Source organism: Geobacillus sp. FSL W8-1251, from assembly GCF_038005945.1.
GTDB lineage: Bacteria > Bacillota > Bacilli > Bacillales > Anoxybacillaceae > Geobacillus > Geobacillus stearothermophilus.
Map to the genome: position 1 here is coordinate 966469 of NZ_JBBOUF010000001.1, position 22279 is coordinate 988747.

22 protein-coding genes and 2 pseudogenes are annotated in these 22279 nt (G+C 53.8%); 11 read left to right on the plus strand and 13 right to left on the minus strand.

Annotated elements, in window-relative coordinates:
- Positions 1–49: 49 nt before the first annotated feature.
- The 3 genes from NSS88_RS04950 to NSS88_RS04960 form a co-directional block, all read right to left on the minus strand.
- Positions 50–892, minus strand: coding sequence for a sugar ABC transporter permease (locus tag NSS88_RS04950; protein ID WP_341083344.1), 843 nt, complete (start codon positions 890–892; stop codon positions 50–52).
- The gene (locus NSS88_RS04955; RefSeq protein WP_341083346.1) at positions 892–2172 is read right to left on the minus strand and encodes a sugar ABC transporter permease; all 1281 of its coding nucleotides are present in this window, start codon (positions 2170–2172) and stop codon (positions 892–894) included. The genes NSS88_RS04950 and NSS88_RS04955 overlap by 1 nt, the downstream gene beginning before the upstream one ends.
- 69 nt (positions 2173–2241) lie before the next feature.
- Positions 2242–3513, minus strand: coding sequence for a sugar ABC transporter substrate-binding protein (locus tag NSS88_RS04960; protein ID WP_341083347.1), 1272 nt, complete (start codon positions 3511–3513; stop codon positions 2242–2244).
- A gap of 253 nt (positions 3514–3766) precedes the next feature.
- On the opposite strand from NSS88_RS04960, the gene NSS88_RS04965 reads away from it, so the two are divergent.
- Positions 3767–5533 (plus strand): alpha-glycosidase, encoded by a 1767-nt coding sequence (locus NSS88_RS04965; protein ID WP_055358804.1) that lies wholly within the window; start codon positions 3767–3769, stop codon positions 5531–5533.
- Between the two features lie 115 nt (positions 5534–5648).
- Here the strand turns inward: NSS88_RS04965 and NSS88_RS04970 are convergent, their stop codons facing one another.
- Positions 5649–6509: a helix-turn-helix transcriptional regulator gene (locus NSS88_RS04970; RefSeq protein ID WP_055358805.1), complete on the minus strand. Its 861-nt coding sequence runs from the start codon at positions 6507–6509 to the stop codon at positions 5649–5651.
- 126 nt (positions 6510–6635) lie between these two features.
- Here NSS88_RS04970 and NSS88_RS04975 point away from each other — a divergent pair, with 126 nt between their 5' ends.
- Positions 6636–7988, plus strand: coding sequence for an MATE family efflux transporter (locus NSS88_RS04975; RefSeq protein ID WP_055358806.1), 1353 nt, complete (start codon positions 6636–6638; stop codon positions 7986–7988).
- Between the two features lie 40 nt (positions 7989–8028).
- On the opposite strand, the gene asnB is transcribed toward NSS88_RS04975, so the two are convergent.
- Entirely contained in the window at positions 8029–9876 is a 1848-nt protein-coding gene (gene asnB, locus NSS88_RS04980) for an asparagine synthase (glutamine-hydrolyzing) (RefSeq protein WP_341083352.1), read from the minus strand.
- A gap of 243 nt (positions 9877–10119) precedes the next feature.
- Between asnB and NSS88_RS04985 the strand changes: the two genes are divergently transcribed.
- Positions 10120–10668 carry a DUF2777 domain-containing protein gene (locus NSS88_RS04985; RefSeq protein ID WP_033013813.1) on the plus strand — a complete coding sequence of 183 codons (549 nt, stop codon included), beginning with the start codon at positions 10120–10122 and terminating at the stop codon, positions 10666–10668.
- A 39-nt stretch (positions 10669–10707) separates the two neighbouring features.
- On the opposite strand, the gene NSS88_RS04990 is transcribed toward NSS88_RS04985, so the two are convergent.
- The 3 genes and pseudogenes from NSS88_RS04990 to NSS88_RS05000 all read right to left on the minus strand — a co-directional run bounded on the left by NSS88_RS04990 (position 10708) and on the right by NSS88_RS05000 (position 11570).
- Positions 10708–11061 carry a YisL family protein gene (locus tag NSS88_RS04990; RefSeq protein ID WP_025950975.1) on the minus strand — a complete coding sequence of 118 codons (354 nt, stop codon included), beginning with the start codon at positions 11059–11061 and terminating at the stop codon, positions 10708–10710.
- Positions 11062–11205: 144 nt separating this feature from the next.
- A pseudogene (locus NSS88_RS04995) lies at positions 11206–11487 on the minus strand (fumarylacetoacetate hydrolase family protein); the annotation flags it as partial.
- Positions 11436–11570: a hypothetical protein gene (locus tag NSS88_RS05000; RefSeq protein ID WP_255350133.1), complete on the minus strand. Its 135-nt coding sequence runs from the start codon at positions 11568–11570 to the stop codon at positions 11436–11438. The gene NSS88_RS05000 and the pseudogene NSS88_RS04995, both read right to left, overlap by 52 nt.
- A 312-nt stretch (positions 11571–11882) precedes the next feature.
- Here NSS88_RS05000 and NSS88_RS05005 point away from each other — a divergent pair, with 312 nt between their 5' ends.
- The gene (locus NSS88_RS05005; protein ID WP_033013892.1) at positions 11883–12053 is read left to right on the plus strand and encodes an aspartyl-phosphate phosphatase Spo0E family protein; all 171 of its coding nucleotides are present in this window, start codon (positions 11883–11885) and stop codon (positions 12051–12053) included.
- Positions 12054–12063: 10 nt separating this feature from the next.
- Here the strand turns inward: NSS88_RS05005 and NSS88_RS05010 are convergent, their stop codons facing one another.
- From NSS88_RS05010 to NSS88_RS05020, 3 genes and pseudogenes are all read right to left on the minus strand, one after another.
- A complete protein-coding gene (locus NSS88_RS05010; RefSeq protein ID WP_341083360.1) occupies positions 12064–13230 on the minus strand; it encodes a DUF418 domain-containing protein in 1167 nt (388 codons plus the stop codon).
- A 137-nt stretch (positions 13231–13367) separates the two neighbouring features.
- A pseudogene (locus tag NSS88_RS05015) lies at positions 13368–14570 on the minus strand (class I adenylate-forming enzyme family protein).
- Positions 14571–14670: 100 nt separating this feature from the next.
- On the minus strand, positions 14671–14895 hold the full coding sequence (locus NSS88_RS05020) for a spore germination protein (protein WP_033013815.1): 225 nt from the start codon (positions 14893–14895) through the stop codon (positions 14671–14673).
- A gap of 144 nt (positions 14896–15039) precedes the next feature.
- On the opposite strand from NSS88_RS05020, the gene NSS88_RS05025 reads away from it, so the two are divergent.
- The 7 genes from NSS88_RS05025 to NSS88_RS05055 all read left to right on the plus strand — a co-directional run bounded on the left by NSS88_RS05025 (position 15040) and on the right by NSS88_RS05055 (position 17630).
- Positions 15040–15264 (plus strand): spore germination protein, encoded by a 225-nt coding sequence (locus tag NSS88_RS05025; RefSeq protein WP_055358442.1) that lies wholly within the window; start codon positions 15040–15042, stop codon positions 15262–15264.
- 70 nt (positions 15265–15334) lie between these two features.
- On the plus strand, positions 15335–15556 hold the full coding sequence (locus tag NSS88_RS05030; protein WP_055358443.1) for a spore germination protein: 222 nt from the start codon (positions 15335–15337) through the stop codon (positions 15554–15556).
- 15 nt (positions 15557–15571) lie between these two features.
- Positions 15572–15796 carry a spore germination protein GerPB gene (locus tag NSS88_RS05035; RefSeq protein ID WP_341083366.1) on the plus strand — a complete coding sequence of 75 codons (225 nt, stop codon included), beginning with the start codon at positions 15572–15574 and terminating at the stop codon, positions 15794–15796.
- A gap of 83 nt (positions 15797–15879) precedes the next feature.
- Complete coding sequence (locus NSS88_RS05040; protein WP_033011650.1) at positions 15880–16482, plus strand: spore germination protein GerPC; 603 nt, start codon at positions 15880–15882, stop codon at positions 16480–16482.
- Positions 16479–16670 (plus strand): hypothetical protein, encoded by a 192-nt coding sequence (locus NSS88_RS05045; RefSeq protein ID WP_033013817.1) that lies wholly within the window; start codon positions 16479–16481, stop codon positions 16668–16670. Before NSS88_RS05040 ends, NSS88_RS05045 begins: the two co-directional genes overlap by 4 nt.
- Entirely contained in the window at positions 16667–17053 is a 387-nt protein-coding gene (locus NSS88_RS05050; RefSeq protein ID WP_033013818.1) for a spore germination protein GerPE, read from the plus strand. Before NSS88_RS05045 ends, NSS88_RS05050 begins: the two co-directional genes overlap by 4 nt.
- 355 nt (positions 17054–17408) lie before the next feature.
- Positions 17409–17630 carry a spore germination protein gene (locus NSS88_RS05055; RefSeq protein ID WP_033011644.1) on the plus strand — a complete coding sequence of 74 codons (222 nt, stop codon included), beginning with the start codon at positions 17409–17411 and terminating at the stop codon, positions 17628–17630.
- A gap of 117 nt (positions 17631–17747) precedes the next feature.
- On the opposite strand, the gene NSS88_RS05060 is transcribed toward NSS88_RS05055, so the two are convergent.
- Both NSS88_RS05060 and NSS88_RS05065 read right to left on the minus strand, forming a co-directional pair.
- Positions 17748–21092, minus strand: coding sequence for an SbcC/MukB-like Walker B domain-containing protein (locus NSS88_RS05060; protein ID WP_055358448.1), 3345 nt, complete (start codon positions 21090–21092; stop codon positions 17748–17750).
- The gene (locus NSS88_RS05065) at positions 21089–22273 is read right to left on the minus strand and encodes an exonuclease SbcCD subunit D (protein ID WP_055358449.1); all 1185 of its coding nucleotides are present in this window, start codon (positions 22271–22273) and stop codon (positions 21089–21091) included. The genes NSS88_RS05060 and NSS88_RS05065 overlap by 4 nt, the downstream gene beginning before the upstream one ends.
- Between the last annotated feature and the right edge of the window lie 6 nt (positions 22274–22279).

The following is a 22279-nucleotide window of genomic DNA, read 5'->3' on the forward strand; positions in this document are numbered from 1 at the left end:
ATTTGCTCATTCGGAAACGGGTAAGCCCACTATTCTATGACAGCGGTTCTTACCCTTTTGTGCCACCGGCCGTTAAGCCGGAAATCAAATACCGCTGCAGGAACAAAAAGACGACGGCGATCGGCGCGGCAATCAAAATCGAGCCGGCGGCAAAGCGGGTGAAGTTGTTCGCAAACCGGTCGCTGATGAAGTTAAACAGCCCGACCGCCAGCGTAAATTTGTCCGGGTCGCGCAACACGATCGACGGCAGCAAAAAGTCGGTGAACGGCGCCATAAAGTTGAACAACGCGACAACGGCCAAAATCGGCTTGGCTAAGGGCAGCATAATGCGGAAAAAGACGCCGAAATGCCCGGCGCCGTCGATGCGCGCCGCCTCATCCAGCTCGCGCGGGATCGTGTCAAAGTAGCCTTTGACTAGCCACGCGTTAAACGGAATTTGCCCGCCGACGTAAATGAGAATGAGCCCCCAAAGCGAATCGAGCAAATTGAGCATATTGAGCAAAATATAGATCGCGACCATCGCCATGAGCGACGGAAACATTTGCAACACTAAAAACAAATACAGCCCCGTTTTCCGCCCGACGAATTGGTAGCGCGAAAACGCATAGGCGATGAGCGCCGTAAACAAGACGGACAACGCCGCATTGGCCGTCGCAACAAACAAGCTGTTTTTATACCAAAGCAAATAATCGCTGTTCGGACTGGTAAGCAACCACTTATAGTGCTCAAACGACCACTTCTCCGGGATGAGCGACGCCGAATACAGGCTCGTTCCTGGATTGAGCGACATGCTGATCGTCCAAAGGAGCGGATAGGCGATGACGACAAACATGAAGGCGATAAACAAATAAATAAGCGCTACTTCCACGCGTGATTTCCATTTGCGGTTCATCAAATGTTCCCCTCCTCTTTAAAGGAACGGGTGCGCCGGAACTGGTAAATGGCAAACCCGCTGACGATCAAGCCGATGATGAGCGAGATCGCCGCCGCCATGTTGTAGTTGTTCGTCGTGAACGTCAAATCGTACACCCATGAAATGAGAATGTCCGTTCCGCCGGCGTTTTGCCCGCGCACCGCAGGCCCCCCGTGGTTGAACAAATAGATGATGTTAAAGTTGTTGAAATTGCCGGCATATTGCATAATCAACAGCGGCGCCGTCGCATACAAGACGTGCGGCAGCGTGATCGATTTGAACTTTTGCCAGCGCGTCGCTCCGTCGATGTCGGCCGCTTCGTACCAGTCGCGGGAAATGCTTTGCAAAACGCCGGTAAACAACGCAAAGACGAACGGGAAGCCAAGCCACGTTTGAATCAAAATAAGCGCCACTTTTGTCCAAAACGGATCGGTCATCCACGGGACCGACACCCCAAACAAACTCAACACTTCGCGGTTGATGGCGCCGAATTTGTCGTTGAACATCGCCGCAAACACCAAAATCGTGACAAACGCTGGCACGGCCCACGGCAAAATCAACACCGTGCGGATGAACCGCTTAAACTTGATGCGCGGGTCGTTGACAAGCAACGCCAAAAACAGGCCAAGGGCGATTTGCATCGTTGTCGCGACAACTGTCCAAACGATTGTCCACGCGAGGACGCTAAAAAACGTGCTTTTCCAAATCGGGATGGAGACTAAGTTTTTGAAGTTTTCCAATCCAACCCAATTCAGCAAATGCCGCGGCGGCGAGTGGTACAAGTTGTAATCGGTGAACGCGAGCGACACCATAAACAACAGCGGCAGCACAACGATAAACAACAGCATCACAAGCCCGGGCGTGACAAAGATGTACGGAAATCCTTTATCCCAAGCGTTGCGGCACGATTCCCACAGCGACGGAAACGGTTCGCCCCTTTGCCGGCGGCGGGCGTCGTTGCGCGCATCAATGATGTTCGCAATATGCAGGGCGGCCGCAAACACGATGATGATGACCGAAACCAATCCTTGAATCAAGAGAAAAATCGAATGATCAACCATCGGAATTTCGCCAAGCGTGACGAGTCCCCACAGCCCGATGTTCAAAAAGTTATAAAACGTCAGCAAAAACGAAGCTTCAATGATGATGAACAAGATGCCTTTGACATACCGGCGGTTGTACAACTGCCCAAGGCCGGCAAACAACAAAGACAGCGCCATCGCCACCGCCGGCCGATGGCGGACGTTTGCTTCCGGCATTCCAATCCCCCCTATCATATGGATAAGAATAGTGGATAGGGCTGATCCTATCCACCACGACATCACTCGTTATTTTCCAGCGCCGCTGGCAGCGATTTTATCTTGAATCGTTTTCACTGCCTCACTGAGCACCGCTTTCGGGTTTTCGCCTTTCGCGATAAATTGCAACGCATTGCCCATCGGCTCCCACACTTGCGACATTTCCGGCACGTTCGGCATCGGCTCGCCGTATTGGATTTGCTCCGCAAAACCGGCGATCAGCGGGTCGTTCGTAATTTTCTCATTCGTCAACGCTTTTTCGTTCGCCGGCATTTCGCCCGCCATTTCATAGTAATGAAGCGAATTTTCTTCGTTCGTGACAAACTTCATGAAGTCGACCGCCCATTCTTTGTTTTTCGAATAGGCTGATAACATCCATGTTTTCACGCCGACGAACGATTTCGGATGCTCGCCGTTGTCTAAGACCGGAAGCGGTGCGGTCGCTAATTTGTCGCCCAGCGCTTCTTTATACGACGCGATGTTCCATGGTCCGGTGATGGCAACCGCCACATTCCCTTTTGTAAACAGCCCGTTCATAATATCGCCGGTGATTTCTTTCGGAATGTAGCCGTTTTTAAACCACGATTGGACGAGCTCGGCTCCTTTGACGGCTCCATCATTCGCGAGCCCAATGTCGCTTGTGTCGTATTTGCCGTTTTCATTTTTAAACACATAGCCGCCGTAGCCAGCAAAGAACGGATAAACGAAATAGAAGTTCGCCGCTTCCATTAAAAAGCCGTATTGGTCTTTGGCCGCATTCGTTTTTTCCTTGGCGATCTTCATCAAGTCATCCAGCGTTTTCGGCGCTTCCGGCACTAAATTTTTATTGTAGAACACGCCGTATGTTTCAACGACCATCGGCACGCCATACGTCTTTCCGTCATAGGTGACCGCCTTGATGGCCGTCGGACTGTACTCGCCTTTCGCATCGCCAAGGTCGACTGGATCGGCCAATCCTTGCAGCACAATGTCGCCGATGCGGTCATGCGGCTGGTAGAACACATCCGGCCCTTTGCCAGCCGGTCCGTCGAGCGCTAGTTTTTTCGTTTGATCGAGCATGCTGACCGCAACCATCTCGATTTTGATTCCGGTTTTTTCTGTGTACTTTTTGAAAATATCTTTTAATGCTAGTTTCTGCTTTTCGTCGTCGTTCACCCAAACGACCAATTTGTCCGGTTTTTCCGCCTTTTCGGTCGTTCCTTGACTTTCTTTCGGCTGTTGAACGTCCCGTTTCGGTCCGCAGGCAGCGAGCACGCCCACGAGCAGCACAGCCATGAGAAACAAAGACAATGTTTTCTTCATGCTCTCCCTCCTCTTTTGATCGACTCTTTTTCGGTGCAACCGTAGCGAAACCGTTTGCGCATTAAAATCGCAATCACTCCAATGAAAACGATTGCACCTTTCAACTTCTATTATATCGTCTATTTTTCATTTTACAAGCTTATTTTTTATGAAATTTTGACTTTTTTTTACATTGGTGTACGCTTTGTTTAACGGAAGTCTATCATGCAAACGATTGCTTTCACCCAAATTGGATTCAAGAGGGGGAACGATGATGCAAAAAGAAGCCATTCACCACCGCCCGACTGACAACTTCGCCTATGCCTATGATGGCGAAACGCTTCATCTTCGGCTTCAGACAAAAAAAGATGATGTTGATCGGGTGGAGCTGTTGCACGGCGACCCGTACGAATGGCACGATGGCGCCTGGCAGTTTCAAACGATGCCGATGCGGAAAACGGGGAGCGACGGGTTGTTTGACTATTGGCTCGCCGAAGTCAAACCGCCATATCGACGGCTGCGCTATGGGTTTGTGCTTCGAGCTGGGGGCGAGAAACTGGTCTATACGGAAAAAGGATTTTACCATGAAGCTCCGAGCGACGACACCGCTTACTACTTTTGCTTCCCCTTTCTTCATCGGGTCGACCTATTCCAAGCGCCGGGCTGGGTAAAAGACACCGTATGGTATCAAATTTTCCCTGAGCGGTTCGCCAACGGCAACCCGGCCATCAGTCCGGAAGGAGCGCGGCCGTGGGGAAGCGAAGACCCAACGCCGACAAGTTTTTTTGGGGGGGATTTGCAAGGAATTATCGACCATCTCGATTACTTGGCTGACCTTGGCATCACCGGCCTTTACTTGACGCCGATTTTCCGCGCGCCGTCGAACCATAAATACGACACCGCTGATTATTTTGAAATCGACCCGCACTTTGGGGACAAAGAGACGTTGAAAACACTTGTCAAGCGCTGCCATGAAAAAGGGATCCGCGTCATGCTCGATGCAGTCTTCAACCATTGCGGCTATGAGTTTGCCCCGTTTCAAGATGTGTTGAAAAACGGCGCAGCCTCTCGGTATAAAGATTGGTTCCATATTCGCGAGTTTCCGCTCCAAACCGAGCCGCGCCCGAACTACGACACATTTGCGTTCGTGCCGCACATGCCGAAACTCAACACCGCTCATCCGGAAGTGAAGCGCTACTTGCTTGATGTCGCGACATACTGGATTCGCGAGTTTGATATTGATGGCTGGCGGCTCGATGTGGCAAACGAAATCGATCATCAATTTTGGCGCGAATTCCGGCAGGCAGTGAAGGCGCTAAAGCCCGATGTGTACATTCTCGGCGAGATTTGGCATGACGCCATGCCGTGGCTGCGCGGCGACCAATTTGACGCCGTCATGAACTACCCGTTCACGGACGGAGCGATTCGCTTTTTCGCGAAAGAGGAAATCAGCGCCCGCCAGTTTGCCGATATCATGGTCCGGTTGCTTCATTCGTATCCGAAACAGGTGAACGAAGCGGCGTTTAACTTGCTTGGCAGCCATGATACACCAAGGCTGCTTACGGTTTGCGGCGGCGACGTCCGCAAAGCGAAGTTGTTGTTTTTGTTCCAGCTGACGTTCACTGGTTCGCCGTGCATTTACTATGGCGATGAAATCGGCATGACGGGCGGAAACGATCCGGAGTGCCGGAAATGTATGGTGTGGGATCCAGAGAAGCAAAACAAAGAACTGTATGAACATGTCAAGCAACTGATCGCTCTTCGCAAGCAATATCGGGCGCTTCGACGCGGCGATGTCGCTTTTCTCGCCGCCGATGATGAATCGAACCATCTTGTTTATGAAAAAACGGATGGCAATGAAACGGTCATGATCATCATCAACCGGAGCAACGAAGCAGCAGAAATTCCCATGCCGATCGATGCGCGTGGAAAATGGCTGGTCAACCTTCTGACAGGGGAGCGATTCGCTGCAGAGGCGGAAACACTTTGCGTCTCCTTGCCGCCGTACGGGTTTGTGCTTTACGCGGTCGAAAGCTGGTAAGGCGACTGAGCGGGCGGTTACGGACAAACATATCGGTTGCCGGTGCAGAGGACAAGCTGCACCGGTTTGATCTTTTGCTGACCGTCCCCATCTATACCACCGGCATAGAAGAAGGTCAATTACGCCGCGCCATACGCCGATATTCGGTCGGCGTGATTCCTTCCACCTTTTTAAACAGGCGCGAAAAGTAGGCGCCATCGTCAATGCCAACCCGCTTGGCGATCGCCTCAATCGTCTCGTTCGTCTCCGCCAACCATTGCTTTGCCTTTGACAACCGATAATGTGCCAAGTAGCGGCTCAATCCCATGCCCATCGTTTTTTGCATGCAGCGTGTGATGTAGTCCGGGTGGAATCGGAGCTCCTGCGCGAGCATGTCCAGTGTAATCGGCTCGCTGAAATGTTTCTCGATATACGCAACCACCGCGGCGCTGATCTGTTCAGACGCACTCGGGACGGAAAGCTCTTGTTTTTGCAAGTGCCAAAGGAATTCGATGAACAACAGCAGCTGCCGGAGTGGCTGATCGATATCCCGCCGAATGTTTTGTTCCACGATTTGACTTAGCAGCTGTTCCACCCGCTCGCGCTGCTTGACTTCGCCATATTGACGGATGGAGAGCCGGTATTGGATCGGCTCGGTGTATGTCGCCTCCTTTTCGATCACGATCTGCCGGCTGACACCGCAATCGGAAACAACCGCAAAGTCTGGCAGCAAAAAATGAAGCCAAACCAGCTCCGTCCGTTCTTCGCATGGGCGGTGTCCGTAATGTTCCCTTCCCGGAATCAACAACAAATAGTGTCCACTGCCAACCGCAAACTCACGCCCGTTTTCTGTCATATACAAACAGCCTCGTTTCACGTAAAGCAAATCAAAGACGGAAAATGTGCGGCGGAAATGCTTCTTTCCTTCCAGAAATACACTTTCCGCCCCTTTGATGAACACCGGCAGCGGCGGCATGGAAAATGTGACCATATCCATCGGCCTCTCCCCTCTTTTGTCGGAAATGTGCAAGCAAAATCGCTTCTTTCTCTTTCCATTATGCAACAAACTAGCTAAACTGAATATATCGTTCAAGTCGGAATAAGAAAAAGGAGTTGTCTCAACATGCGCCATGAGGCCAAAACGCGGTCACTGTTTTCCTTGACGTGGCCAATTTTTATTGAAACGCTGCTCTATATGGTGATGGGCAACGCCGATACACTGATGCTCAGCCAGTATTCAGATCACGCGGTTGCTGCCGTCGGGGTGGCGAACCAAATCATCGCGTTAACGATCGTACTGTTCAACTTCGTCGCTTTAGCGACAGCAGTGCTTGTTGCTCAATATTTAGGCGCCCGCCGAGAGCAAGAAGCCGTTGACGTATCGCTTGTATCCCTCGTGGCCAATTTGTTGTTCGGATTGTTGTTAAGCGCCATTCTCGCCGCATTCAGCGAGCCGATTTTGCGAATGATGGACTTGCCCGCCGAGCTGCTCGATGAAGGAAAACATTATTTGGCGATTGTCGGTGGATTTTTGTTCATCCAAGCGCTGATGATGACGGTCGGCGCCATTTTGAAAAGCTATGGCTTCACCCGTGACACGATGTATGTGGCGGTTGGCATGAACGTTTTGCACGTCATCAGCAACGCGGTCCTCATTTTTGGCTTGTTTGGCCTGCCCGCCCTCGGCATCCAAGGGGCTGCTATATCGACCGCCGCCAGCCGTGGCATGGCCTTTCTCGCACTTCTTGCTTTGTTGCGCAAACGAACAAACATTTCGCTCGCACCAAGGGCGTTTCACCGCCTTCCGTTTCACTATTTGCGCTCACTGCTGAAAATCGGTGTTCCGGCAGCCGGGGAACATCTTTCGTACAATACGGCGCAAATGGTCATTACGTATTTCATTACATGGCTTGGCGCTGAGGCATTGACCGTCCGTGTATACACGCAAAACATTATGATGTTTGTGTTTTTATTCGGCATCGCCGTCAGCCAAGGAACGCAAATTCTCGTCGGCCACTTCGTCGGGTCCGGGCGATACGAGGAAGCCTACGCCCGCTGCTTGAAAAGTTTGTACAGCGCCATCGCCATCTCAGTGTTGCTGGCCGCAGCCGCCTATTGGTTTGCCGAACCGTTGCTGTCGCTCTTTACCGATGACCGCTCAATGATTGTTCTTGGCCGCAAACTGTTGCTGTTAACGATTATCCTTGAACCGGGGCGCTCATTTAATTTAGTGATTATCAGCTCGCTTCGTGCCGCTGGCGATGTGCAATTCCCTGTCTATATGGGCATTTTGTCGATGTGGGGCGTCGGCGTGACCATTGCTTACGTATTTGGCATCGCCCTCGGATTTGGCCTCGTCGGCATTTGGCTGTCGTTCATCGCCGACGAATGGCTTCGCGGACTGTTGATGCTTTGGCGCTGGCGGTCGCGCGTCTGGATGAAAAAAACGATGGTACCACAAGCAAAAATGGCGTAGCGCCGCCAAATCGAATAAGAGCTGCGCGTAGGCGCAGCTCTTATTCTTTAATGCGAATGCCGTAATGATCAAACCAAACGTGCACTTGGCCAAGGTAAGCGAGCAGCTGCGGACCGGTCATGAGCTGCCCAAACCACGGCACTTGGAACGACTTCCCTTCTGTTTCAATGAGCGCCAACAATTTTTCCCGGTCGAAAAACTCGTGCAAAACCGAAGAGCGGTCATGGAGCAACTGCTCAAGCCATTGCTTGACAAGTTTCGTATATAGAGGATGGTGCGTTTTCGGATAGGGGCTTTTTTTCCGGTAGAGCACCTCTTCGGGAAGCAATCCCTCGAGCGCTTTTCGCAAAAGGCCTTTTTCTCGTCCTCCATACATTTTCATATCCCACGGAATGTTCCAAACGTATTCGACAATGCGATGGTCAGCGAACGGCACGCGCACTTCCAAGCTTGCTCCCATGCTCATCCGGTCTTTCCGGTCAAGCAGTGTCGTCATAAACCAAATCATATTTAAGTAAAACAGCTCACGCCGCTTCGCCTCCTCGGCGCTTTCCCCCTCGAGACGCGGCACTTCAGCAAGCGTTTGTTCATAACGCATTTGCACATAGTCGTCAAGGCGAAGCTTTTGCCGCCACTCATCTTTTAATAGACCCATGCGCGCGTCGACCGAACGCATCCACGGAAATCCTTTCCGAGACAAATCGTCCGGCCGATGAAACCATGGATAGCCGCCGAAAATTTCATCGGCGCACTCCCCTGATAAGCTGACGACAAACCGGTTGCGAATTTGTTTGCAAAACCAAAGAAGCGAAGAATCGACATCGGCCATGCCTGGAACGTCGCGGACGATGACGGCTTCATGCAAATGGCGGAACAGCTCTTCTTGCGTGATCACACAGCGATGATGAACCGTTTGAAATTTGTTTGACACCTGTTCGATAAATGGCGCATCCGTGTTTGGTTGAAAAGCGTTGGCTTTGAAATACTGGTCGTTTCCTTCATAATCGATCGAGTAGGTGTGCAGCGGCCCTTTTCCAGCTGTCGCAAAGGCATTGGCGGCAATCGCCGTAATGGCGCTCGAATCGACCCCGCCAGAAAGGAAGGTGCAGACCGGCACATCGGAAATGAGTTGGCGCGTGACCGCATCCGTCAATAGAAAGCGCAGCTTTTCGACCGTTTCCTCGAATGAATCGCGATGGACGTCGCTTTCGACATTCCAATACCGCCAAATGCGAAGCCCGTTGCGTGAGAAAGTCAACGCGTGCGCGGGGCGCAATTCTTGGATGCCGCAAAACACGCCGTGCCCCGGCGTGCGCGACGGTCCGAGGCCGAACACTTCGGCGAGTCCTTCATAATTGACTTCTGCCTTTACATCGGGATGGGCCAAAATGGCTTTCACTTCCGAGCCGAACAGCAGCCCCCCGCCATCTTCTCGATAAAACAAAGGTTTTACTCCGAGACGGTCGCGCGCCATAAATAACAGCTCGCGCTCCCCATCCCAAACGGCGAAGGCAAAAATGCCGTTGAGCCAGTCAACACATTGTTCTTTCCATTCGATATAAGCGGCGAGCAGCACTTCCGTATCGGAGTGGCCGTCAAACCGGTAACCTTTATGCAACAGCTCCTTCCGGATGTCTTCCGTATTATACAGCTCGCCGTTATAGACGATCGTATAACGATGTCCGTTTTTTTGCCGGACCATCGGTTGTTTGCCGCCAGCCGGATCCACGACGACAAGCCGTTTATGACCGAAGGCGACATGAGTGTCCAGCCACGTATTTGTATCATCCGGTCCACGTTTGGCGAGCGTCTCTGTCATGCTGTCAATGACCGTCCGCTCGCGGCGCAAATTGCGCCCGAAATGGACACAGCCAGTAATGCCACACATACAAACCAATCCTTTCTTTTTATCAAAGATGGCAAGTTCTCACCCGTTTCCATCATTTCGTCCGTTCTTTTTTCACGATCGTTTCCAGCGATCGCTCCTTTGATTCATGATGGTTCTCCACGTCGGCATGATTCCATTTTATGCACCACTGGTCATTTCGATGAATTGTCCGATGTCAACAATAACGTGAATAAACGGACGAAAAGGTGGAAAAAAAGAGAAGTACAAGGAGGATGAGAGACATTGAATATTGAAGAGCGCCTGCAGTGCATTGCTGAACAGCCGCGGGCTTACGTGCAAGGAACAGCGGAGTTTGTCAACAATGAATGGGTGTTTTTTGATGAGGAAGCAGAGGAAGCGGTGTTAGTCGAGGAGATGGCCCAGCAAGGGATTAAACTGTTCCGCTATGGGCATTGGCTGTCCGGACGGTGGCAGGAAAACGGCACGATCGCGACCGACCTCGGCATCTTCCCCCTCACTGACGGCGACCGCATCCGCTTCCGCAAACAGCTGACATACGCGTACCGGCAATGGCTTGCCTCGCTTCCCAATCCGTCCTTTTTTCAATACGTCCAATGGCTGAACCATCTTGGGTTTTCGCTTTACGACTGCCTGTACTGCTACAACGGCTTATTGTTTGCCAAATCATCCGGCGTCAATTTTATGATCTATGACAATACAGAGCAAATCGCCAGCGTCCATCATTACTATGAACGCGGGCCGATGCCGGCCGACCGATTTGAAATAACATTCAACAGCGGCGAACGGGCGATTTGCGCCCAAATAGGCTGAGGACAAAAGCGGCAACCAATAGAAGGCTGCCGCTTCGCTTTAGAATAAGTCAAAACCAAGCGGCAGCAGCAGGCCAAGGAACAGCGTCACCACAAGGGCAATGACCCATTGCGTCCATCCTGCCGCCGCGCTTTTTCCTTTTTTTACAGCTGCTAAAACCATTTCCATCGCTCCGATCACCCACAGCCCGGCAAGCGCTTTTAGCCAATAAAGCGCGGATATCGAAGCAATGCTATGCAGCAAAAGCCCCCCCGTCGCGATCGTGAGAATGTAAAACAGCCGCAACACCATTTGCACGATCTTGGCTTTGCCCGCCCCTTGCCGCTCCATCGACACCGCAAGGAAAAACAAAACAATCGTGATGAGCCAGCTCGTAATATGGGCATGCGTCAACATCCATCCCTCCAACCATTCCTTGTTCCTTCCCATCATAGCACGGCGGGCGGACGGTTGACAAACTTCACGAAAACGAAAGACGCCCTTTCTTTCAAGAGGACGCCTTTTGAGCATCAATGGGGGCTTCCTCACTTTCGCCGTTTACTCTCCCACTTTGTTGCGCAACATGCCGATGCCTTCCACCGTCACCTCAATGACATCACCCGTCTGCAAAAAACGCGGCGGGTTCATCCCTTTGCCGACTCCAGCCGGCGTTCCTGTCGCAATGATGTCGCCCGGCTCAAGCGTAATGCCTTTGGAGATCGTCTCGATGATCGATTCAATGGAAAAAATCAACTGTTTCGTGCTCGCGCGCTGGCGCACTTCCCCGTTCACCCGCGTTTCAATGCGCAAGTCATTAGGATTCGGGACAAAACGGCGCGGCGCAAATGAACCGCCCGGTCGTCTCCTTGCGGCACGGCTCCAACAAACGTTTCTCCATCGAAAAGTGCGGTGATCAGTTTCATCGTGCCTCTCTCCCTTTCTTTGTTATGTAGCGGACGCTTCGTAAACTCTTCTCTTCCACCCGTCTTCGTCATTTTGGCGCGTTGAGGATGATATTCGCCATCGAGGCGAAAAAGTCCTGTTTTTGTAGAATTTTGTCTAAATTAGTAAATTTATCACTTATTTTCCCGAATCGCTTCCTCTTTTCGTCGGGATATGTATAATAATGTTTAGTTTCCACTAGGGCGTCGATTGCGACTTTCGTCATGCAACAAACGTCTTGCATCGACGCGGCATGTCTTAACCAACATTTCAAACAATTGATGGTGAAGGAAATGGTTCTGTTGCAAATTGAAGAAAAACGACAACAAATGATTGAATTGGCGCTCACGTATGGGTTCACGGCCAAAGAGACGATCGAATGCAGCCAAGAGCTTGACCAATTGATCAACCAATATTTGCAGCACACGAGAATGTTGGAATCGCCTTCCCCGTCCGTTCAGTAAGCGGGGGTTTTTATTGCCCCGGCCGGCGGCGAAACGGCGGCCGCGTTCCGTATGTCCCCCACCTCCACATCCACTCAACCGGACCATAATGAAAACGCGCAAACCAAAAGCGGCTTATCCACACTTGAGTCGCATACAAAGCAAACGCAATCAACATCTCCTGCCATGCGCTTGTGCGTCCGTACCACCCAAGCCCATAACCATAAAACAGCGACGTGCAAACGAGCGATTGCGCGAGATAATGAGTGAGCGACATTTTGCCAACGTCTTGCCACCACCGCCAAGCGCGCTGCCAACTTCGTTTCCCGCAGACGAACACGGCGGCCGCCGCGTAGAACACCGCCAATGCTGCGCCTCCAAAGCTGTCTTGGATGTACATGGTCAAGTCGTTGACCCCAGCCCAATACGGAATGGTTTTCAGTGCTAAACCAAAACATAGCGCCCACCTCATCAGGCGGCGCAGCTTCGCAGGCGAGTGACGATCGGCTTCAAGCGAACGTTGGTCGGCGGCATAGCCGCCAAGCAAACAAAACGGCAGCACGGTCAACACCGTAAGCAAAAGCCCTCCATCGTCGTTGATATACATCCAGTCGTTCCACCGTTGCCAAAACACGTCACGAAACGTTCCGTTTCGATAATGGCGAACCGCCGCGGCCGCCGCGGTCTCGTGGCCGCCGGCTGTCTCCATTTCTCCGGTCAATACATTGAGCGTTAACAACAGCGCCATGAGGCCGTGAAAAAGAAAAAAGACGGCAACAGCCGCCGTCCGCCACCAACGAGGCGGGGCGGCGAAAAAGAAAAGCATGATGAACCCGGCGACCGCATAGGGGATTAAAATATCGCCAAACCAAAGGCCAAACGCATGAGCAATGCCGATCCCAAGCAAAAGAAAGAAGCGGCGCAACAGAATCGGAATCGGCCGCTTTCCGCGGCTGCTGATCCGGCGGAACATGGTCATCGCCCCGAACCCGAATAAAAACGCAAACAACGGATAGGCGCTCGCTTCAAACAATACGTCGACGACCGCGTCCAAAACTCGGTCAAAAGCACCGCCCTTGACGCTTTCGTTGTATAACGCTGGCGAGGAAACATAACGCATGTTGACAAGCAAAATGCCGAGCAAGGCGAATCCACGCAACACATCCGCCGCAGCGATTCGCTCGGTCGATCTGATCATCGCTTTCTCCCTTCTTTCTACTGCCTAGTCGTCTGCGCAATCGGCGGCGCCTTACCGTCTTGCCGGCACGCCCGCCGCCTTATTCATTTCATTCGGCGCGCTCTCCTCTGTCCGTCTGAAGACACATGCCTGTATCATCAGTTGACATAGCGACCCGATTTTCCGATTGCATCCCAATATTGGCGGCGCAAGTGTACTTTCTGAATTTTTCCGGAGGCTGTTTTCGGCAGCTCATCAACAAACGTAACACCCGTAATGGCTTTGAAATGGGCTAGTTTTTCCCGTGAGAAAGCAATCAGCTCTTCCTCTGTCACATTGTACCCTGGTCGGACGACGACAAACGCATGCGGCGTTTCGCCCCATTTTTCGTGCGGCGCGGCAATGACCGCTGCCTCGAGCACAGCAGGATGTTCATAAAGCGCCCCTTCGACTTCAATCGACGAAACATTTTCTCCTCCGCTAATAATAATATCTTTTTTCCGGTCGACGATATCAATATGCCCGTATTCATCGACGGTCGCCATATCGCCGGTATGCAGCCACCCGTCACGGATCGTTGCGGCGGTTGCTTCTTCGTTTTTCCAATATCCTTTCATGACGCCATGGCTGCGGACGATCACTTCTCCAATCGTTCGGCCGTCCACCGGCACTTCCTCGCCGTTGTCATTCACCACCTTCACTTCGCAGCCGATCATCGGATAGCCGGCTTTTGCCTTGATCCGCTGCTTTTGCTCCACAGGCAGTCCGTCAAGCTGCGGACGAATGAGCGAAATCGTGCTGAGCGGAGATGATTCGGTCATGCCGTACACCTGGATAAACTCCCAGCCGAGCTTTTCCTCAACGCGTGCGATAAATGCCGGCGGCGGTGCGGAACCGGCGCTGACGACTGGGCGGCGAGCCATTCATCGTAATCGATTTCATCAATCGCCGCCTCTGTTTTATGGTGGACAATGATCTCCTCGACCGTTTCAAGCTTGTTTTTGACTGGTGCAATCAGCCCATACAGTTCCTGATCCACAAACAACACTTTCGTTTCGCTATGATTCAAAATAAAAACGTAATCATCCGATTTCAGCCGCGTATTCAGCGGCACCATCACCCCTCTCACCTCAAATACACCGTAAAACCCTTCCAGCATTTCCAGCATGTTCGGCGCGAGCTACGCCACGCGATCCCCCTTTGCGGATGCCGAGCTCACGCAACCCATTGGCGAGCCTCCGCACTCGTTCGCCAAGCTACCTGTATGTCACCGTCCGTCCGGAACAAATCATCGCCGGCTTGTCCCCGTACAGAGCGACAGCGCGGTCTAAAAAATGGGTCAGAACAAGCGGTGCGTTCATTCTCCCATCCCCCCCAAGCTTATATTTTAGAAAATTCATAATTATATTATAGATGAAGATGGACAAAAGAAAAAGACGGTCTTTTTGGTCATTCGGCCGTCTAATTGTTCCCTTTCGCTCCAGCGTCGAACACATCCGGGTCCACTGTATTGGTGACGCTGCAAAACGTATTCGTCTGCAAAAAGTCGCCCGTATTGCCGCCGCCGGCGCCTGAATTCGTCTTTGAGGTGCTTTTGGGAGCGATTTGCAGCACGTCGCCCATGTTCACCGTGCCGTTGCCGCCTACACTCGTTACTTTAATCCCGCCGATGACGATCGCTGGCATCGGTTGTCCCTTCCTTTCCATTCCTTCTCATTAGCATATGCTGACAACTTAACCTCCGATTGGACATCCGCCCCGCGTTGAACCAGTTACGTGTTTTTTTTATACAATATGCTATAACAATGGGAACAAAAGGAGGGGGAGCGAGTGCCTTCGTTTATCAGCGGACCGATTAAAATCACTCATGTGAGCGGAGATGGCACGGTCAATTTTGGCGATGTTTTGCAAATCGCCCCAAAGAGTACGTCCAAATCGCACACCGGCTCTGGGGGAAGCAACAACGGTGATTTCCTGCAAACGAACACATTTGTCAGCTTTACCAACACCGGCGATCCGGATATGATAGACGCGAACACAGCCGCGAACAATTAGGGCGAACGTCAGCCGGCTTGCGCCCATACACTATAGCAGCAACTGCGAAGCTGGGAAAGGAGCATGCCCCATGCCGGCTTTTGTCGGAATCGTGAAACTGAATAGCATCGGAAGCGGCGGCGTGTTCCATATCGGCGACGTGTTTGCGATTTCCCCGCAAAGCGTGACCAAAACGTTCGCCGGCGCCGGCTCGTTCAACACCGGCGACGGGCTTCATGTCTACAACTATTACAGCAATACGAATACGAATGACGCCGATGTCGCCGATGAAAATGTCGTCGGGAACGTATGAAGGAGGAGAAGGAGGTTGAATGTTTACATCAGCCAAAGCATTTGCATCCATCAATTGCGGATTGGCTCCGTCACCAACTCATCCGTTTCGCAAATCGGCAGCGCCGGCAGCATCCAAGCATTGTCAACGCTTGCCAACACCGGCGGTTTCACTGGCCCGGCTTCGCAAGCGACCGTGCCGCTTGGCACCGCCGCCCAGCCGTCCGCTCCTCTCGTTCCTCTCCATTCGGCCACCCGCTAAATGCAGAGAAAAAAAGTGATGAGGACGACAGGCCGTCCATATATTGAAGTAAGAGGGGAATGTAGAGAGGATGATGGTGCACCATGAGTATATACGACTATTTCGTCCAACTGCGCCGCTATTTATTATGGCAGACAAACAAAGTACGGACGCTCGAACGACGTCTTTCCGTTCTCGAAGCCCGGCTGCGGGAGCTGGAATCGCAGCCGCGCACTACGATCGAGCGGATTGAATACAAATTTGACCAGCTGAAAGTGGAAACGCTCGAAGGAACGCTCAATATCGGCATCGCCCCACCGGGGGCCGGCGGCACCATCGAAGATTTCGCTGTCGAACCGGTGAAAACCGTCGTCCCAAAGCCGGAGCCGGTGTTGATGCGCCCGATTCAGGAAAAAGTAGCCGCCTACTTAAACAGTGAGGCGGCAGAAACATTGAAGCGGCTTGAGCAGCAATACAACCGCCGCCTTGATGATACGTACCGGCAGTTTATTTTGCAAGATATCGCCCGACAGACGGATGAACGCATCCGCTTTTATTTGCAAGAGAAAGCAAACCAAGGCTATGTTCCCGCGGGCGATCGCGATGAAACGGTCGAAAACGAGATCTTCCAAAAAGTGAAAGCGGATATTGAACAATCGCTCGACGCGTTTTTGAAACACTTGCCTTCAGGGGAGGAATCAACGTGAATTATACCGTCATTAACCGCGATGTGCATGTCGGGGACATCCGCTTGACAGCCGTCGCCAGCGCCTCGCTGTTTTTAATCGGCGATGCTGATGCGATTCACTTGTCATCAGCGTTTGACACACCGCCCGAATCACTTATCATCGGCCCGTTCGTCCCGCTCGTGCCGGCTCGGGGTGGGGCATCGTGAAACGGACATCGATCGTTCAGGCGCTCCATGCCGAAACGTTGATTATTAGCTCTGTGCTGCAAATCGGCGACTCTGAACGGATTTCCGCCCGCACACGCGCTTTAGCCGTGCAGCGGCAATACGAGCTGTTTTTCGAGCCAGAAGGGGAACAAACATTCCCGATTTTTACCAAGCCGATTCCACGCTGGTCTTCCCCGCCGCCGGTTGCATCACAACAGACGCTCCACGAATCCCCGGTCATTTCCGTCCGGTCGATCCGCGTGCTAGGGATCTCCTCTTCGGCCGTTGTCCACATCGGCTCAACCTCCATCGCTGAAGGCGAAGCGCGCATCAAACATATCCGCCAGCTGGCCGGCCCGATGCCGTCAGCAGCAGATATATAGAGGCAACGAGGAAGTTTAACATGTCCCCTGACGGAAAAACGGTTTGCCCCTTTTCGACTGTCGAGGGAAAGCCACAGGCTTCTCCGTCACGCCTTGGCGTGACGGAGGACCGAACAACCGCCTGCTTCACAGACCTATATAATGGGTCTGGAAGTGGCGTTGTTCGGTCGCCCGACAGTCGATCAAATACTCGGTAAAAGTTGCAAATGGTAAATCTTCAAATTGCATCTATCCTGAAAATACCCGAACTTCAAAATGTGTAAAGTTGTAAAATTCAACATAGAGGTCTTTTCATCCTTCCGATGGTGACGAAATTTTTTTGTCATGGGAGTCTATATAGAAAGGAAGAGCTGTAATGCCTTCATTCGTCGGTCCGATCAAAATCAACAGCGTCGGCAGCGGCGCGGTCGTGCAAATGGGCGACTGCTTGTATATCGCACCAAAAGTCGCCACGAAAACGCAGGCTGGATCCGGCGGGTTCAACACCGGCGACTTTATCATGACAAACAACGCAATCAGCTTTACAAATGCGTTTGATCCCGATGTATCTGACCAAAACGTGGCCGCCAACAACTAAATGGGGGCAAGGACCGCCCCCTATCCCCCCGTTCCTTCAATCCAGTGGGCCGGACTAACCAGCCGGCGCAGCGGCCGCTGGCAACGCATCCGCCAAGCACTGCTCCCGACAGACGGGTTACATCCATTCAAGCCGGACGCGTGTGCCGGGGCCGGACGGCTCCGCCGGCTCGACAATGAGACGGCGCGGCAGCCGGTTGCGAATCTCTTGGACATGGCTGATGACGCCGACAGCCAGCTGCTGCGTATGCAACTTTTCCAAAGCAGAAACGACCGTATCGAGCAGCTCGGCATCCAATGTGCCAAACCCCTCGTCCAAAAAGAAAAACCGGAGCGGATATTCACCGCGCAACTGAATTTGCGCCGACAGCGCCAGCGCCAACGACAGCGATGTCAAAAACGTTTCCCCGCCGGACAGCGTCGACACCGGCCGCCGCACCCCCCCGTTGGCATCATCGCGAATCAAAAACCCGCCTTGCGAATCGAGCTCAAGCGCATAGCGATGGCGCGTCAACTGCTGCAGCCGCTCAGACGCCATGATGGTCACCTGTTCGAGTTGCTCTTCCGCCATAAATTCGACAAAACTATTGCCGCGAAGCAACGTTTGCAGCTGTTTGTACCGCTCAATTTGGCGGCCGAGAGTTGCCTGCCTCGCCTCCAATTCAACAAAACGGACATGTTTTTTTCTCAGCTCCGCCACTTTTCCGCGCACCGCGCCAAGCTGCTCGGTCATCATCTCAGTGTGCGCTTTCAACTCGTTGTATACTTGCTGCATCATCTCCCATTGTTCAGCGCTCACCGCTTCTTCGCCGATGACAGCCGCCAGCTGGGCGCGTCGGTGCTCAGCCTGCTCTACCTGGCGCCAGTAAAGGCGGATGGCTTCGTCCCATTCATCACATTGCGCTTTTGCCGCCCTCGACATTCGCACTTCTTCAGCATCAGCGAACACAGTGCCGGCCAAGGCGCGGCGCCAGCGAGCGAGCGCTTCTTCCTCGCGGCGGGCCGCTTCCTCGCACGCCTGCTTCGCTGCCTTCGCCTCACTTTCTGTCGCCTGGTATTGCTGTTGAGCGCGCTGCCATTCATCGTACGCCTGCTGTTCGCCGTTTTGCAGCCGGCGCCATTCGGCTTCCGCTTCCCGAAGCTGCACACCTGCCGGGCCAGGTCCGGCCTTCTCGCGCCGTTGCCGCTCATATTCTTTCCACAGCTCCTGTTTGGCGCTCATAAGCGATTCGAGGCGCACCCGCTCCGCCTCAAGCCGGCGACGCTCCTCAGCCGCCTGTTCTTTTGCTCTTTGTTTTTCTTCTAAAAATGGAACGCTGTCTTCAAGCCGTTTTTGTACATCACGCCACATTTTCTCTTGTTCGCGCAGCTGCTCGTAAACCACCGCGATCGTTTCCAGTGAAAAGGAAGGATGCGCCTCGCGCCACTGCCGTTCAAGCTGCTGTTTCTCCTCTTCAAGGCGCTGTTTCTCCGCTTGCAGCGCTTCGATATCCGCTGCCGCCCATCGGCAGGCGTTTTCCGCTTCACGCCGCGCCGCTTCCGCCTCATTCCACTGCGACAACGCCCGGTAAACCGCTTCCTTTCGTTCAATGACATCCTGCCCGAGCGCCCGGACTTCAACGGCCATATCGACGGTTTCGCCTGCCGGGCGGACAGCCGCCTGAACAGGGGGTGTCCCGTGGCTGGCCGCCAGCGCGGCAAGCTGCTCAAGCTGCGCCTTGAATGAGAACAGTGTCTGCAAATCTTGTTCGCAACGCTGCCGCTCTTGCTCGAGCTCAGACAACCGACCAGAGGCTACCGTCTGCGGCCTGGCGGACGGATGCGGGTGCTCACGCGAGCCGCACACCGGGCACGGTTCACCGGGACGGAGCCGCTCAGCCAGAACCGCTGCCAGTTCGGCCGTCTGCGCCTCTTCGATCCGTTGCTGCTCCGCCTCGATCTGTCGCCGCAAAACATGCAGCCGCTTTTCGATATCTTGTTGCCGGCTGCAGACGGAATGGTGCGTTTGTTCAACAAGCTGAAACAGTTGATGAAGGCGGGCGCCGGCAGCGGCGGCGCGGCACTCCCGCTCAGCCCGCTCTCGTTCGGCTTGGCGCCAGGCAGCTTCCTTTTGCTGGAGCTGCACATCGACGCGGGCGAGAGCGGACGCCGTTTGCTCAATGCGCCGCTTCTCTTCGCAGGCGCGCTCTATTTCGTCTTTGCCAGCGAGCGCAGCGGCATGCCGCTGCAACTCTTCTTTCAGCTCCTGTTGGCGCGCCAAGCCGCGCGCGTACCAGGCCTCCGCTTCCTCGAACTGACGCTGCACCGCTTTTTCCCGGTCCGCCAAGCGGTTCCACTCCTCATGGAGGGCGGCGAGCTCCGCCTTGAGTGTTTTCATTTGCCGTTCGAGCTGCTCCGCCTGCCGCAGCCGCTCCATTTGCACCAACAGCTCCGGCTCGCGCCGCGCTTTTTCCTGCCGCGCCTGCTCATAGCGGCGCACGGCATCCTCATAGTGGGCTTTGGCCGCCTCCAACTGTCGCAACGCCGCCTCCTGCCGCTGCAGCGCCGCGGCCTGCAGGAGGCGCATCTGTTCGTACTGCTCCCAGTACGGCCAAATGCGCTCCGCCTGCTCGGCCCGCCCTTTTTTCGCTTCAAGCGCCCGCACTTCGGGCTCCCGCCGGCGCAATGCCGATAATTCCGCTTCAACCGCTTCTTTTTCCTGCTGCCACGCCCGAAGCTGCCTCGCCCGTTCGACGTCTGCCTCGATTTTCTCAAGCTCTTTTTTGCGCTTGGCAAACAGCGCCGCAAGCTCCCGCTCTTCGGCTTCTGCCTGCTCAAGCGCCGCTTTCGAAGCATCGCCGAGTCCCGCTTTTTCCGCTTCGATTTTTTGCCATTCCTGCTCCGCGGCGGCGAGCCGCTCTTTTAACTTTTTATTCAACTCGTCACCGTATCGTTCAAGATGGAACAGGCGCTGCAGCATTTGCCGGCGCTCCGCCCCTTTGAGGGATAAAAACTCGGCAAACTTCCCTTGCGGCAAAACGACAGCGCGGGTAAAATCTTCCATAGTCAAACCAAGCAGCTGTACGACCGCCTTGTCTACATCAGAGAGCTTGTCCGCGAGCACGACCGGCTCGGCCTGATGTTCGATCAACCGGCAGACGGCGCTCCGCGTCCGCCATTCATCCGCCCTTTTCAAACTGCGTTCCACCGTGTACCGTTTTGCCCCAGCGGCATTTTCCAATTCGAACGTAAAGGAAACGAACAGTTCCTTTTCAGCGTGGTTGATGATCGCTTGTGTCCGATTGGCCGCCCGTCCGACACTTCCGAACAGCGCGAGCGTGATGGCATCCAAAATCGTCGATTTGCCGCTTCCGGTCGGTCCAAAAATGCCGAATACGCCGCCGTCGCAAAGGGCCGTAAAATCGATCGTTTGTTTTTCACGAAAGCTATGAAGCCCGGCGATCGTCAAGGAAATTGGCTTCATTCCTCTTCTCCTTCCCCTTCCTTCTCATCGGCCGCCAATTCCAAAAAAAGGCGCACGAGCTCTTCATCCGGTGTTTGTCCGCCGGTTTGACGTTCGTAAAAACGCCGGAACATTTCCACAAGGGAAAGCGGTTTGCAGTCTGTTTCAGCCGCCGCCTCCCGCTCCCGTTCCGGAAACACCGGGCGGATATGGATAAACCCTTGATGAAGCTTGCGCAGCCGTTGAATCTCTTCCATTGTCAACGGCTCGTTTACATGGACCTCTAAATCGATCCAGCACGACCGGTCTCTTCCTTCCTCGCACCAACGATACACTTGGGCAAGTCCGTCCGTCGCCTTCCAACGGACAAGCGGTTTGCCGGAAACAAGCGGAATCTCCGTCACGTTGGCCTTTCCGCCCGGATGGACGTCGACAACCGTCACCGACTTGGTGTGCCCAGCTTCGGAAAAGCTGTAAGCAAGCGGTGAACCGGCGTAGCGCGCCGCCGTCTCCGCCCGTCTGACGTCCTGCGGGCGGTGCAAATGACCGAGCGCCACGTATTGCGCCGCCCCGGGCAAACTGGCAGCCGCCACCGTATAGGCGCCGCCCACCTCAATCGGCCGCTCGGAATCGGACGTATGGCCGCCAGCCACGTATAGATGGCTCATCACAACATTGACAGTTTCATCGGCAAATGAGGCGGCCATCGCAGCGAACAACGCCCGGATGCGGTCGTCGTACCGATCGCGAAGCGCGGTTTCCTTATGGTCGGATGACAATAGCTCAGCGAGCCGCGATTCAGACGGGTACGCCAACGGCGCAAGCATCATCGCCTCGCCGCACGACGGAACGTCAATTCGGCAAACTTCCGCCTGTGGGCGGCCAAAAAGGAAAATGTTGTAGTCGGAAAGCAGCGGCCGGGCGGCGCTGATGCGGTCCGGATGGTCATGGTTGCCGCTGATGACCGCAACCGGACGCCGGCCTTTATCGGACAGTCGGGCCAAACTCTCGTAAAACAGCTGCTCCGCCGCCGCCGGCGGATTGACGGAATCGAACACATCGCCAGCCATCAAGACGACATCGATTTGTTCTTTTGCTACAATCTCGACAAGTTCGTCGATAAACGCCTCTTGCTCCGCCAACCGGCTTCGGCCTTCAAGCGTCCGCCCGAGATGCCAGTCTGCCGTATGCAAAATGCGCATCGTCTT

Excerpts from the sequence above, each read along its gene's own strand:
- NSS88_RS05000 (WP_255350133.1), bottom strand. The coding sequence starts at position 11,570 with ATGAAACTGATCACCGCACTTTTCGATGGAGAAACGTTTGTTGGAGCC.
- NSS88_RS04975 (WP_055358806.1), top strand. The coding sequence starts at position 6,636 with ATGCGCCATGAGGCCAAAACGCGGTCACTGTTTTCCTTGACGTGGCCA.
- NSS88_RS04955 (WP_341083346.1), bottom strand. The coding sequence starts at position 2,172 with ATGCCGGAAGCAAACGTCCGCCATCGGCCGGCGGTGGCGATGGCGCTG.
- NSS88_RS05060 (WP_055358448.1), bottom strand. The coding sequence starts at position 21,092 with ATGAAGCCAATTTCCTTGACGATCGCCGGGCTTCATAGCTTTCGTGAA.
- NSS88_RS04960 (WP_341083347.1), bottom strand. The coding sequence starts at position 3,513 with ATGAAGAAAACATTGTCTTTGTTTCTCATGGCTGTGCTGCTCGTGGGC.
- NSS88_RS05055 (WP_033011644.1), top strand. The coding sequence starts at position 17,409 with ATGCCTTCATTCGTCGGTCCGATCAAAATCAACAGCGTCGGCAGCGGC.
- NSS88_RS04950 (WP_341083344.1), bottom strand. The coding sequence starts at position 892 with ATGAACCGCAAATGGAAATCACGCGTGGAAGTAGCGCTTATTTATTTG.
- NSS88_RS05020 (WP_033013815.1), bottom strand. The coding sequence starts at position 14,895 with ATGCCAGCGATCGTCATCGGCGGGATTAAAGTAACGAGTGTAGGCGGC.
- NSS88_RS04970 (WP_055358805.1), bottom strand. The coding sequence starts at position 6,509 with ATGGATATGGTCACATTTTCCATGCCGCCGCTGCCGGTGTTCATCAAA.
- NSS88_RS04965 (WP_055358804.1), top strand. The coding sequence starts at position 3,767 with ATGCAAAAAGAAGCCATTCACCACCGCCCGACTGACAACTTCGCCTAT.
- NSS88_RS05030 (WP_055358443.1), top strand. The coding sequence starts at position 15,335 with ATGCCGGCTTTTGTCGGAATCGTGAAACTGAATAGCATCGGAAGCGGC.
- NSS88_RS05005 (WP_033013892.1), top strand. The coding sequence starts at position 11,883 with ATGGTTCTGTTGCAAATTGAAGAAAAACGACAACAAATGATTGAATTG.
- NSS88_RS05040 (WP_033011650.1), top strand. The coding sequence starts at position 15,880 with ATGAGTATATACGACTATTTCGTCCAACTGCGCCGCTATTTATTATGG.
- NSS88_RS05065 (WP_055358449.1), bottom strand. The coding sequence starts at position 22,273 with ATGCGCATTTTGCATACGGCAGACTGGCATCTCGGGCGGACGCTTGAA.
- asnB (WP_341083352.1), bottom strand. The coding sequence starts at position 9,876 with ATGTGTGGCATTACTGGCTGTGTCCATTTCGGGCGCAATTTGCGCCGC.
- NSS88_RS05010 (WP_341083360.1), bottom strand. The coding sequence starts at position 13,230 with ATGATCAGATCGACCGAGCGAATCGCTGCGGCGGATGTGTTGCGTGGA.